General features: G+C 59.6%; 12 protein-coding genes. 9 read left to right on the forward strand and 3 right to left on the reverse strand.

The genetic code is table 11. The features are described from left to right. Window positions 1-74: 74 nt before the first annotated feature. Window positions 75-539: a hypothetical protein gene (locus PQR40_RS33600; RefSeq protein ID WP_408240176.1), complete on the reverse strand. Its 465-nt coding sequence runs from the start codon at window positions 537-539 to the stop codon at window positions 75-77. Between the two features lie 239 nt (window positions 540-778). Beyond that, a complete protein-coding gene (locus PQR40_RS33605) occupies window positions 779-1,711 on the reverse strand; it encodes a LysR family transcriptional regulator (RefSeq protein WP_408510738.1) in 933 nt (310 codons plus the stop codon). Between the two features lie 104 nt (window positions 1,712-1,815). Between PQR40_RS33605 and PQR40_RS33610 the strand changes: the two genes are divergently transcribed. The 4 genes from PQR40_RS33610 to PQR40_RS33625 all read left to right on the forward strand — a co-directional run bounded on the left by PQR40_RS33610 (window position 1,816) and on the right by PQR40_RS33625 (window position 7,951). Continuing rightward, window positions 1,816-3,528 carry an FAD-dependent monooxygenase gene (locus PQR40_RS33610; protein WP_408510739.1) on the forward strand — a complete coding sequence of 571 codons (1,713 nt, stop codon included), beginning with the start codon at window positions 1,816-1,818 and terminating at the stop codon, window positions 3,526-3,528. A 116-nt stretch (window positions 3,529-3,644) separates the two neighbouring features. Beyond that, window positions 3,645-4,985: an MFS transporter gene (locus tag PQR40_RS33615; protein ID WP_408510740.1), complete on the forward strand. Its 1,341-nt coding sequence runs from the start codon at window positions 3,645-3,647 to the stop codon at window positions 4,983-4,985. Window positions 4,986-5,136: 151 nt separating this feature from the next. Then, a complete protein-coding gene (locus tag PQR40_RS33620) occupies window positions 5,137-6,273 on the forward strand; it encodes a porin (protein WP_408336064.1) in 1,137 nt (378 codons plus the stop codon). A gap of 52 nt (window positions 6,274-6,325) precedes the next feature. Continuing rightward, window positions 6,326-7,951: a carboxylesterase/lipase family protein gene (locus PQR40_RS33625; protein WP_408240190.1), complete on the forward strand. Its 1,626-nt coding sequence runs from the start codon at window positions 6,326-6,328 to the stop codon at window positions 7,949-7,951. Window positions 7,952-8,001: 50 nt separating this feature from the next. On the opposite strand, the gene PQR40_RS33630 is transcribed toward PQR40_RS33625, so the two are convergent. Then, window positions 8,002-8,847, reverse strand: a complete 846-nt coding sequence (locus PQR40_RS33630) for a FadR/GntR family transcriptional regulator (protein ID WP_408240193.1) — start codon at window positions 8,845-8,847, stop codon at window positions 8,002-8,004. 266 nt (window positions 8,848-9,113) lie between these two features. Between PQR40_RS33630 and PQR40_RS33635 the strand changes: the two genes are divergently transcribed. The 5 genes from PQR40_RS33635 to PQR40_RS33655 all read left to right on the forward strand — a co-directional run bounded on the left by PQR40_RS33635 (window position 9,114) and on the right by PQR40_RS33655 (window position 13,786). Next, window positions 9,114-10,322, forward strand: coding sequence for an ABC transporter substrate-binding protein (locus PQR40_RS33635; RefSeq protein ID WP_408240196.1), 1,209 nt, complete (start codon window positions 9,114-9,116; stop codon window positions 10,320-10,322). 77 nt (window positions 10,323-10,399) lie between these two features. Beyond that, window positions 10,400-11,260, forward strand: a complete 861-nt coding sequence (locus tag PQR40_RS33640) for a branched-chain amino acid ABC transporter permease (protein ID WP_408393585.1) — start codon at window positions 10,400-10,402, stop codon at window positions 11,258-11,260. Beyond that, window positions 11,257-12,324 carry a branched-chain amino acid ABC transporter permease gene (locus tag PQR40_RS33645; RefSeq protein WP_408510741.1) on the forward strand — a complete coding sequence of 356 codons (1,068 nt, stop codon included), beginning with the start codon at window positions 11,257-11,259 and terminating at the stop codon, window positions 12,322-12,324. The genes PQR40_RS33640 and PQR40_RS33645 overlap by 4 nt, the downstream gene beginning before the upstream one ends. Next, on the forward strand, window positions 12,321-13,088 hold the full coding sequence (locus PQR40_RS33650; protein WP_408240203.1) for an ABC transporter ATP-binding protein: 768 nt from the start codon (window positions 12,321-12,323) through the stop codon (window positions 13,086-13,088). Before PQR40_RS33645 ends, PQR40_RS33650 begins: the two co-directional genes overlap by 4 nt. Then, window positions 13,085-13,786 carry an ABC transporter ATP-binding protein gene (locus PQR40_RS33655; RefSeq protein ID WP_408240206.1) on the forward strand — a complete coding sequence of 234 codons (702 nt, stop codon included), beginning with the start codon at window positions 13,085-13,087 and terminating at the stop codon, window positions 13,784-13,786. Before PQR40_RS33650 ends, PQR40_RS33655 begins: the two co-directional genes overlap by 4 nt. Window positions 13,787-13,807 lie beyond the last annotated feature (21 nt).

Raw genomic sequence — 13,807 nt, forward strand, 5'->3', positions numbered from 1 at the left:
AGCAGCGAAAACGCACAGTATTGCCGAAAAATAGCCGACGGGGGACCCCCGCCGACCTACGTTATCCCATCCCGCTAAGCCCGTTTCCGCATCGGCATCTGATACGACAAGCCTGCGGCAAAGCGGTCGAGTCGTTCGCTGGCATCGGTGATCGCCCAAAGGGGCGCGCTGTGCAACTGCCGATCGTAATTTGTTGCGATTTCGGCGAAAAGCGCGAAACCTGCGCTGTCCAATCTCCACTCGCCGGTCTCACGGCCGATATCGAAAACCGTCGACACCGCGCCCTCTGCCGCGCCGAGTTGCTCGCCGGTCACCGAGCCGAAGCCAGACTCAGCCAGAAATCCCGCCAGGAGCATGACTTGCGTGAGTGTTTGCGCGTCGCTCGTGCTGCCGGCGCCGCGGCGCAAGGCGTCGAGTGCCAGATGTACGCGCAGAGCGAGGTCGTCGGCGATCTGCCGGGCGATCGGCAGCAGCATCGCCTTGGCATGCCGTGCACGCGCCACGCCGGCGTTACGGGAAAATGGGATAGCTTGTGCCATGAAGGTCCAATGTTTATGCCTGTGCAGATGCAATAACGGCGCGGGCGGCAAAAGGTTGAGGCCCCGTCGCGCCAATCGCACGCTAACCGGCCGTCAGGCCCGGCAGCCGGCCGTTTTGCGGGGACAAGCGGTTGCCTGGCAAGCAGCCGATCGCAGATATGACGTGATGGTGTCGCCTTCGGGCACGTCGCTGTCGAGGTGCACCGCGCTACCGTGGCACACCTCACGCGCCTAAGCTTTCATTCCGCTCGCCTGCTGACTTTCGTTTTCCCGCTATCCTGTCGCAATGTTTCGTTGACCAACCCTCGGAACCATCGATGTCCCGCGTCATTGTGATACCGGGCGTGCCAGAACTGTTGCACGGTCAGATCGGGCAGTTCGATCGGTAGCTCAAACACGTCGACATCGGCAAGCCGGGCGAACAGATCCGCGAGCTCGTCCGGTACGGCCGCGACAAAGTCTGACGTCGCCACGAGACTCGGTACCGCCAGCAGGTACGGCACATCCACGCCGATTTTCAAGCGCGCGCCGTGGCGCCTCAATTCTTTCTCGAGCAGTTGATTGGTCAGTGCTAACGTGCCGGCGACCACATGCTTTCTCTCCATGAATTGCTCGAGCGTCATGCGCACTTTCTTGCGCGTCTTGCCGCCTCGGACGATGCCGACCAGCGACCGGCGAAATAGCGGTTGCTGACGAAGATTCTCTCCGAGCTTGCCGAGATAGCCGATTGCCAGATCCACGGCGCCGTCCTGAAGCGCGCTTGCGAGTTCGAGGGACGGTACCTGAATCGGCTTCAGTGAAGCCAGCGGTGCACGTTCGCGCAGCGCTGCCAGCAGCCTCGGCAGCAGCACGATCACACCCATGTCGCTCAGGCAAACCGAGAACGTGCGGGTGGACGTGCTGGCATCGAATGATTTCGCACTCCAGATTTCCTGTTGCACGACGTTCAGCACGTGCGCAACACCTTCGATCAGACGTTCGCCAACTGGTGTCGGCGCCATCACAGAACCGGCGCGGACGAACAGATCGTCCTGAAACAGCGTGCGTAGTTTCCCGAGCGCATGACTCACCGCCGGTTGTGTGAGACCTAACCGGTCTGCGGCTCGTGACACGCTTCGCTCATCGGCCAGCGCTTGAATGACATACAGGAAGTTAAGGTCGGGTGGCGTCATCTATGCACCAGATTCATAATTAATATGAAAGTCATTGTATAGATTTATACAGCGTCGACGTTTACTGTCCCACCACGGACACAAAAGGATAGGAGACGGAAGTGGTGGACTGCGACGTAATCATCGTGGGCGGCGGCCCAGTTGGGCTGTTTTTAGCTGCTGAGCTTGGGCAGCGTGGCATTAGCGTCGAAGTATTCGACTGCAAGCCTGGCACCAGTACACATCCCGCCGCGAACGCCAATAGCGCACGGACAATGGAACATTTCCGCCGTATCGGCATTTCCTCCACCGTTCGTTCGCTGGGTTTGCCGCGCGACTACGCGCCGGATGTCGCTTACTTCACGTCGATCGTGGGTCATGAGCTGGCTCGCCTTTCGCAGCCCGCATCGCGTGATGCCGTGGAGTGGGCCAAAGCACACTCGTTTACGTGGGCGACGGCTGAGCCGCCGCACCGCTGCTCACAACTCTATGTCGAGCCTGTTCTGCTGAATGTGGCGCGTAGCAATACCACCTGCCGTGTGCATTTCAGTGCCACCGTCGTTGAGTTTTCGCAAAACGACGAGGCGGTCGAGGTGACTATCGAAATGGATGCAACCGCTGCACGTCCAGCACAAACGCGGACCGTTACCGCGCGCTATCTGATCGGCTGTGACGGCCCGCGCAGTTTCGTGCGCAAATCATTGGGCGTGCGGTACGAAGGTGTCGCCGGCGAAAAGCGGGAATTCATGGGTGGGCAGATGTCCGCCGTATACTTTTACGCTCCGGATATCTATCGCGTTAGCCCGCACGCTCCTGCCTGGCAGTACTGGACATTCAGCCAGAAGCAACGTGCGCTGATCATCGCAGTCGACGGTAAAGGTCATTTCATCATGAACGTGCAGATGCGCGACGATGAAGTGCCCGACGACGAAAGTGTTAGACGGCGTATCGCTGAAGCGATCGGTGCCGACATCCCTTTTGAGTTGAAAAGCAGTTCGACGTGGACCGCGGGTTTCACGCTGGTCGCGGAACAGTTCTCCGTTGGCCGGGTGTTCCTCGCCGGCGATGCGGCCCATCTCTTCACGCCCACAGGCGGCCTTGGTTACAACACGGGGATTGAAGACGCGGCGAATCTCGCCTGGAAACTCGAGGCAATGATCAAGGGCATCGCGGGCGAAGCGCTCGCCATTAGCTACGAAGCCGAACGCCGTCCCGCCGCACTGAGAAACACCGCGTTCGCACGCGGATTCGCCGACAGCATTGGCCATTTACAGGTGCCTGCTGAGACTCATGTGAACGGTGCAAGCGGTGAAGCAGCGCGCGCTGCAGTGGGCGATTACCTCGCGTTTCATGCCACGGCCGAATTCGTGATTCCAGGTGTTCACCTGGGCACGCGCTACGAGTCGTCACCGCTTGTCGAGGCGGAACCAGGTCCTCAATCGCCTGATACCGCGAACCTTTACGTGCCATCCGCGCGGCCCGGTCATCGTGCACCGCATGCGTGGCTCGCCGATGGCGCCTCTCTGTACGATCGTTTCGGGGCCGGTTTCACATTGCTCTGCACGGGTAGCGCCGGCGCCAGTGCCGAAGGGCAATGCGAGGGTCCCCTTCATCGCGCAAAAGTAACGCTTCCGGATCTCACTGTCGTTCATATCGATGATGTGCACATCGCGGAACTCTATAAGGCTGCTTTCGTCCTGATACGACCAGACCAGCATGTTGCATGGCGCGGTGACGTGTTGAATACCAGCTTTGAGAGCGCTGCATTGAGGGCGGTGGGACGCGCGCCGGAAGGCATTGCTTCATCGACAGATGTCGCTTATCCGTCTGCGGCATAGCGAACTCAAACCAGCGTCAAAAAACAAGCGACGCAAAGATATTCGAAATAAAAAGATATACCGCATAAATCAGAAATAGTTTCGCACCAAAGCGAACCCAATATTTGGAGACAAAAATGCATGCGCAAGCAATTACGCCTCATAACCTGGTGGACGACAGAAAGACGTCACCGCTACAAATTCTCACGCTGATCCTGTGTTTTTTCGTTGTCGCGGCCGACGGTTTCGATGTCGCCTCGGTGGGTTATGTAGCGCCCTTGCTAAAGAAAGCATGGTCACTGAGTCCAGCTCAGCTGGGCCCGATTTTCGGCGCAGGGCTATTTGGCCTGACGATCGGTAGTTTCCTGTTCGGGCCGCTTGCCGATCGCATCGGACGCAAGCGCGTCATTACGATCTCGCTGGTGCTGTTCGGCATCGGCAGCTTCGGGTGCGCTTATGCACCGTCGCCGATATGGCTGATTGTGCTGCGTTTCGCTACGGGCGCGGGTTTGGGCGGCGCTATGCCGAATGCGATCACATTGTCGTCCGAGTTCAGTCCGGCGCGCAGCCGCGCATTACTGGTCACGCTGATGTTCTGCGGCTTCACGCTTGGGCTGGCCTTCGGGGGTGCAGTCGCGGCATTACTGATTCCGAGCTTCGGCTGGCCGGGCGTATTCATTTTCGGTGGCCTGTTTCCGTTGCTGCTCACGCCAGTTGTCTGGCTCTGGATGCCTGAATCACTTCGCTTCATGGCAGGCAAGCCGCGTTATGAGCGGGAAGCGCGTCAGGTTCTCAGGCGGTTGACGGGAGACCCAGATACGCCTTTCGAGCAGGTGATACCCGAAGACGCCAAGACCGGTGCGGCCCGCGAAACGGCGATCGGGACGCTGTTCAGCCGTCGTTATCGCAGCGGCACCTTGCTGTTGTGGCTGGCGTTTTTCTGCACGCTCTGGGTCTACTACCAGGTCAGCAGCTGGCTGCCGACTGTCATCACCAGCGCAGGTATCGATGCTGCGCACGCCGCGCGTGTCGGCGCCATGTTGCCGTTGGGCGGCACCATCGGCGCGCTGATCAATGCACGCCTGATGGACCGCGTGAATCCGTTCTTCGTGCTGGCCGGCTCCTACGCCGTGGCTGCTGTTTCGATCGGGTTGATTGGCTTCTCGATCAACGAACCCACGTGGGTCTATGCGACCGTCTTCATGGCAGGGCTCGGGCTGTCTGGGGCACAGACCGGCGCCAATGTGCTCGTCGCCGGCTTCTATACGACTGCCGCACGCGCCACCGGCGTGAGCTGGGCGCTCGGGGTCGGCCGTATCGGCTCGATCATCGGCTCGATGACAGGCGGTGTTCTGCTGGCTGCATTTCATTCTGTCGAGGCTGCGTTCGTCGCGTTTGCCGCGCCCGTGGTCATTGCGGGTGTCGCGATGCTTGCTAACGGCTGGTTCTATCGTGGTACAGACACCGCACAGGCCTGACATTCCGGTAACTGCGCGTTGTGGTCCGGACTTTATCAAATGGACCTCGGACGGGCTGGGTAACTTTGCCTGCAACATGGAACCATGACGATAGCTGACGTCATGTAAAGCTCAATTCAGCCATAAAAAATCAACGATCAGGTTCGGAGACATGAAATACAAAACGATTGCCGCAGCCGCCGCGCTCGCCATCAGCGGTTCCGTTCATGCCCAGAGCAGCGTCACGCTTTACGGGATTATCGACACCGGGATCGAGCTGGTGACGCATGCCGATGCCGCTGGCGACAAGGTCATCCGCATGCCGGGCATTACCGGCTCGATGCCGTCACGCTGGGGGCTCCGTGGCAGGGAGGACCTGGGTGGTGGACTCGCCGCGATCTTCACATTGGAAGATGGCTTCAACACGAGGGCCGGCGACGTCAACCAGGGTGGTCGACTATTCGGCCGGCAGGCGTGGGTCGGATTGACCAACCAGTACGGCGCACTTACTTTTGGTCGCCAGTACACGATGACCTTCTGGGCCATCGCCGATTCCGACGCGCTTGGACCGGATATTTACGGTGGTGTCGGATCGATTGATGCGTATATCCCGAACGCGCGCAGTGATAACACGGTCGCATACAAGGGCACATTCGGTGGGCTCACGGTTGGTGCGACCTATTCGTTTGGCCGCGACTCGGCCGGTACCGGCAACTCACCCGGTCAGGGCACCTGCGCAGGATCGATTCCCGGAAATTCTCAGGCTTGCCGACAATGGTCAGCACTGCTTCGCTATGACGCGAGTTTTTTCGGCGTTGCGGCATCGTATGACGAACAGCGCGGTGGTCCGGGCGCTGCTGCGAATATCTTCAACGGTATCGCACCGATCGCGCTGACCAACAGCGGCGATAAGGATGTGCGCACGCAATTGAACGGCTACATCAAAGCGGGACAGTTGAAAGTGGGCGGCGGCTGGCTGGGACGTCGTGTTGAAACGGTCGCCCCCGCGTTGCCCGACGTGCATACGGATATCTTTTATCTGACCGCTACGTACTACGTGACGCCTGCTGTGGTGCTGGACGGTGGCGTGTACCGGACCGTCGATACAAAGCAGGACACGCGCGGTACCTTGACCGCACTGCGCGGCACCTATCTGCTGTCGAAGCGGACCAGCGTCTATCTGCAAAGCGGGTATCTGTTCAATAGCGCGAAGGCGCGCTATACGCTGAGTCAGGGTGGCCCCGGCACCACGCCGGCCGCCGGTATTGGACAACTCGGCGTCATGGCGGGGATCAAGCACTCATTCTAAAGAGCAGTTAGCGGACGCTCGTGATTCGCCAATACAACGGAGACAACACTCAATGCCTCGCACAACAACACTGCGCCGCGGCGCTGCAATATCGTTCATCGCCATCGTATTGGGCGGTTGCGGTAGCAACGATGTGACGCCCGAACAGTCGGCCGCGCCGTTAAACAACAACGTGACGATCGCCTCAGGCAGTCTCGTGGGCAATCCCGCGGACGCGTCGGGTATCGTCAGCTTCAGGGGGATTCCCTACGCGGCCGCGCCAGTGGGTAATCTACGCTGGAAGGAACCGCAAGCGGTGCAGCCATGGAGCGGCGTGCGGAATGCGACCACGTTCGGCGCGAAATGCTGGGCCGCGGCGGCCATGGGCGGTCCGATCGCGACGGCGAACGTCAGCGAGGACTGCCTTTACCTGAACGTCTGGAGCGGTGCGAAAACGCGCGGCGCCAAATTGCCGGTGATGGTGTGGATTCACGGTGGTGGTTTTCAGTTCGGCACGGCGTCGGACGACTCGCTGGACGGCACCGCACTGGCGAAGAAAGGTGTGGTGCTGGTGACGCTGAATTATCGACTCGGCGTTTTCGGTCACCTGTCGAGACCGGATCTCGACGCCGAGTCGAATGGTCACAAGTCAGGGATGTACGGTATCGAGGATCAGATCGCGGCGCTCACGTGGGTGAAGAACAACATCGCTGCGTTCGGCGGTGACCCGGCTAACGTGACCGTGTTCGGCGAATCGGCGGGCTCTCATTCGGTGGGCTTGCTGATGGCGTCGCCACTTGCTACCGGTCTGTTCCAGAAAGCTATCGGGGAGAGTGGCGCATTCTGGGAAAGTGAACACGGTGAAATGAAGTCCTACGCCAACGCTCAGACGATGGGCATCGCGTTGGGCACTCAGTTCAACGCCGACACGCTCGACAAGCTGAGAGCCGTCCCCGCGCTGGCTCTGGAGAATGCGACCAACTGGACCTTTGCGACCGATCCCGGGTTGACTAACTATTCGCCGATCGTCGACGGTTATGTGTTGCCTGAAAATCCCTACGTCCGCTTCATGAATGGACGCCAGAACGACGTACCGTTGCTCGCCGGCTGGAATGCCGACGAAGGCCTGGCGTTTTTCAATCGCGCGTTGCCGAACACCAGTGTTCAGGCTTACACCGATGCTGCGTCGGCTGAATTCGGCGTCGCGAATCTGGCGAGCTTCCTTCAACTCTATCCGGCTTCGTCGGTTGCCGAGGCGGTGCAGTCGGCTCAAGTGCTGATTGGCGATCAGGTCATCAAGTACCAGACGTGGGGTTGGGTCACGCAGCAGCAGAAGACCGGCCATTCGCCGGTGTTCGTCTACCACTTTGAACAGACCTCGGCGTACAACCCAATCGCCACGCACTCGACGGACGTGGCCTATGTATTCGGCAATTTTCCCGCTAAAGGGGCGGTCACGGCGAGCAGTCAGGATATGTCAGTATCCAACGCGATGCAGTCGTACTGGACAAACTTCGCCCGTACGGGGAATCCGAACGGAGCCGGCCTGCCGCAATGGCCGCAGTATGCGGGAGCGGGCAGCCAGACTATGCGACTAGGTGCGGTTATCCAGGCTGGACCCGAAGAGGGCACGGCGCGCTTCCAGTTTCTGGATCGTTTCCGGGTCAACGGTCTGATTTCGGTGAGTCAGCAAAATTAGTCAGCAGAGTGTGCGGTGGCTTGCGGCCGCCGCGTCTTGCTGAATCCGGCTCACTCTTCCTCCGTCTCATCAGCCGGCGCCACACTACGCGCCCTGACGCGCCGGCGAATCTCCGAATCGAGAATCAGCCGGCCGCGCAGCTTGCCCTTCATCCGCTTCACATAGCGTGGTGCTTCGGTCATGTGGACCACCATTAACTCGCGCACCTTTTCCACGTCACGTTCGCGCGCCGCTTTCGTGATCGCTTTGTGAATCTTTACGTTGGCGAGGCCGAAGCGTTCGTGTTCGACTTGCGGTGTGTCGTTACGAAACTCGATCAATTGCCGGATCATTTCGTTGATCAGTTCGCAACTGAAGCGCAGAAACGGATTCGGATTTGCCGCCGCGAGGATGTCGTGAAAATTCACGTCTTCCTGACGTTGTCGCACGATGTCTTGTCTTCCATGTGACGAAGCCGGTCGATCACAGCACGCAATGCTTGCGTCGAGTGCCTCGAAATCCTGCTCCGTCAGATGTGGCACCGCACCTGCCGCCAACTCCGGCTCCAGCAATTTACGCACGGTGTAAATGTCGTCGATCGAGACATCCTTGAAGAACAAGTAGTTCTGCAAGAGCTGTAACGTGCGGTCGAGTGGCACTTCGACCACCATGCCGCCGCCGCTTGGACCGGTGGTCACCTTGATGAGACCTTGTACCTCGAGCGACTTCAGCGCCTCGCGAATCGTGCTTTTGCTCACCGAAAAGAGCTGCTGCAGTTCCACCTCGCGCGGCAGGCGGTCACCCGGCTTCAGGTCCTTCTCCGTAATGAGCCGCTTGATCTCCTCGGCGACCAGATCGCCGCGCTTTTGCTGCTTGATCTCAATCGCGGCGCCAGCCCTGGCGCGGTCCATGGCCATTTTCGTTACTCCCTGTTTGTCCTGCATGCTCTTTCAACGGGCCCGTCGTGGCACGGGAAACCGTGCCGTCGCAGCCAGGAATTTTGCCTTATTGACACTCGAATTTATTGTACCTACGATCGAGTCCAACCTATTTATCATGATAAATAGAATAAAGTCGGCGTGATGGAAAACTTTTCGATGGCCAGCAAGCTTTCGCAGTCGTTCGCGCAGTCTTTCAGTTTCGCAGTCGGTCAGTGCGTGTCTCTTTCTTAAGGAGCGTCATTTTGAATCGCCGAAATATGTTGAAGCTGGCCGCATTGTCGGCCGTTCCGGGGGCGTTGGGCTCGTTGGTTGCGCGTAGTGCTTTTGCGCAGGCCGGGGCTCTGCAGTTCGCCTGTCCGGTGCCGATGTCGGGCCCGTTCGCCGCGAACGGCAAGTACGCCGACCTCGGCATGAAGCTCGCGATCGAACAGTACGGTAAGGTACTCGGCCAACCGCTTGCTTATACCGTGCTCGATACGGAAGGCAAGCCGGCGACAGCCGTGCGTCGCGTGCAGGAAATCGCGCAGCAGAAGAATGCGCGTTTCTTTGCCGGTGGCATTTTGTCCTCCGAAGCTTTGGCGATGGGCAAGGAAGTGCAGAAGGCCGGCGGAATCTTTATCACCACGGCAGGCGCAGATGAAATTACCGGGAAGGACTGCAACGACGCGACTTTCCGCTGGTCCGTGCCGACCTACGGTGCGATCGAACAGACCGTGCGCCCGCTGATTCAGATGATGCCGAAAGCAAAGCGCTGGTACACCATCACGCCGCAGTACGTATTCGGCGATGGTTTGCTATCGGCGGCCAAGGCGATTTTCAAGGAGAAGGGTATTGAGCATGTGGGCAATAGCTACCACTCACTCAACGAGAAGGAATTCAGCGGTTATCTGACGAATGCCGTTGCTGCGAAGCCTGACGTACTGCTGATTCTCAACTTCGGGTCGCAATCGTCCGATACGTTACGCCAGGCCGTGAGCTTCGGTATGAAGAACAATTGCACGATTATGATTGCGTGGGCTTCCGGCCTGGAGCAGTTCGAATCGCTCGGGGCAGACCTGTGCGAAGGCGTCTATTTCGGCGCACAGTATTGGCATGACATCGACTCGCCGCTCAATCACGATCTCGTCAAACGCAGCAATGCCACGTTCAAGGCCAATCCCAATTACAGCCTCGCGGGTTCTTACATCTGCACAAAGATCTTGCTCGACGGCATTGTGAAAGCGGGCACGGTCGATCCAAAGAAAGTGATCGCGACGCTCGAAGGTATGAAGTATGACGGCTTGACCGGTCCGGAGGAAGTCCGCAAGGGCGACCATCAGGTGCTGAAGAACTACTATCTGTTGAAGGGCAAGGCGAAGAACAAGATGAAAAACGCCGACGACTACGCTGATATCGTGAGTTCCGGCCAGTCGTTCCTGCCGCTCGATAAGACCGGCTGCAAGATGACCTGATGCGTCCGTGCCGCAGTGCCGCACGCACTACGCGCCCATTAGCGAAACCCCATCGCCACACCCTTTAGACGGATGCCATGAACGTTTATCTCCTGCAGATCGTCAACGGCATCGGAGTGGGGATGCTGTATTTCCTGCTCGCGGTCGGGTTGTCGATTGTGTTCGGCTTGCTGCGCTTCGTGAATTTCGCGCACGGCGCGTTCTATCTGCTCGGCGCGTATTTCTGCTATCAAGCAATGCAGTGGTCGATGAATTTCTGGACCACACTCGTCGTCGTGCCGATTGTCGTCGGTGCGCTTGCGTGGGTTGTCGAGAAACTGATCCTGCGGCACGTCTACGCACAACAGCATGAGTTTCATATTCTCGTGACGGTCGGCCTTGCTCTCGTCGTGCAGGAATGCGCGATTCTGATCTGGGGCCCGCTCGGAGACAATGTACCGGTTCCCGACATGCTGAACGGCGTGGTGATCTGGGGCAGCTTCGTGTATCCGAAGTACCGCCTGTTCGTGATCGGATTCACGGCCGTATTGGCTGCGCTGTTGTGGTGGGTGCTGGAAGGCACGCGGCTCGGTAGCGCGGTGCGCGCTGGCAGCGAATCGACGGAGATGGTGTCGCTGCTTGGCATCAACGTGACGCGCGTCTTCAGTCTGGTGTTTGCGCTGGGCGCCGCCACTGCCGCGTTGGCGGGTGTGCTCGCCGCACCGATTCGCGGCGTCGATCCGTTCATGGGTATCGAGGCGCTCAGCGTCGCGTTCGTTGTGGTGGTGGTTGGCGGGATGGGCAATTTTCTGGGGGCGCTCGTCGGCGGATTGCTGGTTGGAATCGTGCAGAGCGTGATGAGTACGCTGTGGCCGGAGGGCGCGCGGTTGATGATCTATGTCGCGATGGCCGCGGTGCTGTTATTACGCCCGAATGGTCTGCTCGGGAGAGCGGCATGATCGATACCTCGAAACCTGGTGTGCAAGCCGCCTCTTCCCGGCCGGCTCAACGTAGCTTGAAACACGCGTTGCATCGCTATCGCTTCCTGTTGTTTGCGCTGCTGGTCGTGTGCGTGCTGCCTCTCACGCTGCGCTCCGGATCGCTTGCTACGGAAGTGCTGGTGTTCGCGCTCGCCGCACTCGGTTGCAATCTGCTGCTCGGCCACACGGGCTTGCTCTCGTTCGGCCAGGGCATTTTCTTCGGGCTCGGCAGCTATTGCGCGGGCCTTGTCCTCACTAGAACGGCGATGCCGATACCCGTGGCACTCTTTGCCGCGATCGTGGCCGGCGGAGTTGCCGCTGCACTGGTCGGCTGGTTTTCGATCCGTCAGCGCGGCACGTACTTCGTGATGTTGACGCTCGCATTCGGGCAACTCTTCTACTTCCTCGCTTACACCACGCCCGATCTGACCGGTGGCGACAACGGCTTGCTCGACATCCCACGCCCGGCACGGGGGTTGTTCGGCAAAGCACTCGTGCCGTTGACCTCGCCGTGGCAGTACTACGGGTTCGTGGCCGTGCTGTTCCTCGTGGTGTTCTGGTTGCTAATGCGTGTCTCGCATTCGGTATTCGGCCGCACGCTGCTGGCGATCCGCGACAACGAGGCGCGCGCGGCCGCGGTGGGCTACGACGTCAAACGTTTCAAGCTCATGGCGTTCGTGATCTCCGGCGCGGTGACGGGCCTCGCTGGCGCGTTGCATGCACTGATGACCGGTATCGCGCCGCTGTCCAACATTGATTACCACACGAGCGAGATGATTCTCGTGATGACCGTGATCGGCGGGACCGGCAATCTGTTCGCGTCGGTGCTAGGCGCGGCGTTCTATGTGCTGTTCGCCGATTGGCTGTCCACGCTGTGGCCGCGCTGGCTGTTGCTGCTCGGCATCGTGCTGATCGCCGTTAGCCTTTTCATGCAGCGCGGGCTATGGGGTTTGGGCGAACGAATCTGGCAAGCACTGCGGCGCAAAGCATCCACCGATGCTGACAACGATACCGGTGACCGCGCAGCCAGGGAGCGCGTATGAGCGAAGCGATTCTGCAAGCGAGCGGTGTGGTGAAGCGGTATGGAAAATTCACGGCGCTCTCCGAAGTCAATCTGCGCGTCATGCCACGTACCGTGCATTCGGTGATCGGTCCAAATGGCGCGGGCAAAACGACGCTGTTTCACGTGTTGACAGGCACGTTGCCCATTACCGAAGGGAAGATCATCTTCGACGGCCATGACGTGACGCGCGAACCCGACCATAAACGCGTGCGCCGCGGTGTCGCGCGTTCGTTTCAGGTGACGAGCCTGTTCGCCAATCTAAGCGTGCGCGAGAATCTGCGGCTCGCCGCGCAAGGTGTCGACGCGGTGCGTGCGTTGAACGCGTGGACGCCGCCGCATGGCGCGCTCACCCATGCGGATACTGTCGACGGTGTGCTTGAACGCCTAGCATTGCAGCGCTTTAGCGAGGTGCCTGCGGGCGCGCTGTCGCATGGTCAGCAGCGGCGGCTTGAGGTCGGCATGGCGCTCGCTGCGCGGCCCAAGGCGATCTTTCTGGATGAACCGACTTCCGGCATGGGCATCGACGACCTCGAGGACATGAAGCAACTGATCCGTGGCCTGCGCGACGATTACACCGTCGTGCTGATCGAACACAACATGGGCATTGTGATGGACATCTCGGACACGATCACCGTCATGCAGCAAGGGCGCGTGCTGGTGGAAGGACGCCCGGACGATATTCGCGGCGACGAGCGTGTACGCAGCGCCTATCTCGGCAACATGATCACCGGAGGCCGCGCATGATTCTCGACGTGCAGCAGATTCACGGCTTCTACGGTAAGAGTCACATCCTGCAAGGTGTGTCCCTGCAAATCAACGATGGCGAGACGGTCACGTTGTTAGGCCGTAACGGCGCCGGTAAGTCGACCACGCTCAAGGCCATTGCCGGTGTGATCGCACCACTGCAAGGTACGGTGACGTTTAACGGCAATGCAATTGCCGGCATGCCGTCGCACAAGATCGCTTCGCGCGGCGTGTGCTTCGTGCCCGAACATCGCGGCGTCTTTCGTCTGCTGACTGTCGAAGAAAATCTGCGGCTCGGCGCGCGCAAGGATTCGCCCTGGCAACTCGACGATATCTACCGAATCTTCCCGCGCCTGAAAGAGCGGCGTACGAACGGTGGCGCGCAACTCTCCGGCGGCGAACAGCAGATGCTCGCGATCGGTCGCGCGTTGATGAATCATCCGCGACTGTTGATGCTCGACGAACCGGTTGAAGGTCTCGCACCGGTGATCGTCGAAGAGATCGTCGCACAACTCAAGTTGATTCGTGAAGCGGGCGTCGCGATTCTGCTGGTCGAGCAGAACCTGGAAGTCTGCACGCAACTTGCGGATCGCCACTACATCATCGAACAGGGCGTGATCGTCTACGAAGGCAGCAACGCTTCGTTCGCCGCCGACGATTCGATCAAGGACCGTTATCTCGGCGTCGGCGTCGTCTGACGCGTACGCAGTCTTCACTAA

Source organism: Paraburkholderia sediminicola (genome assembly GCF_046026855.1).
Classification (GTDB): Bacteria; Pseudomonadota; Gammaproteobacteria; order Burkholderiales; family Burkholderiaceae; genus Paraburkholderia; species Paraburkholderia sediminicola_A.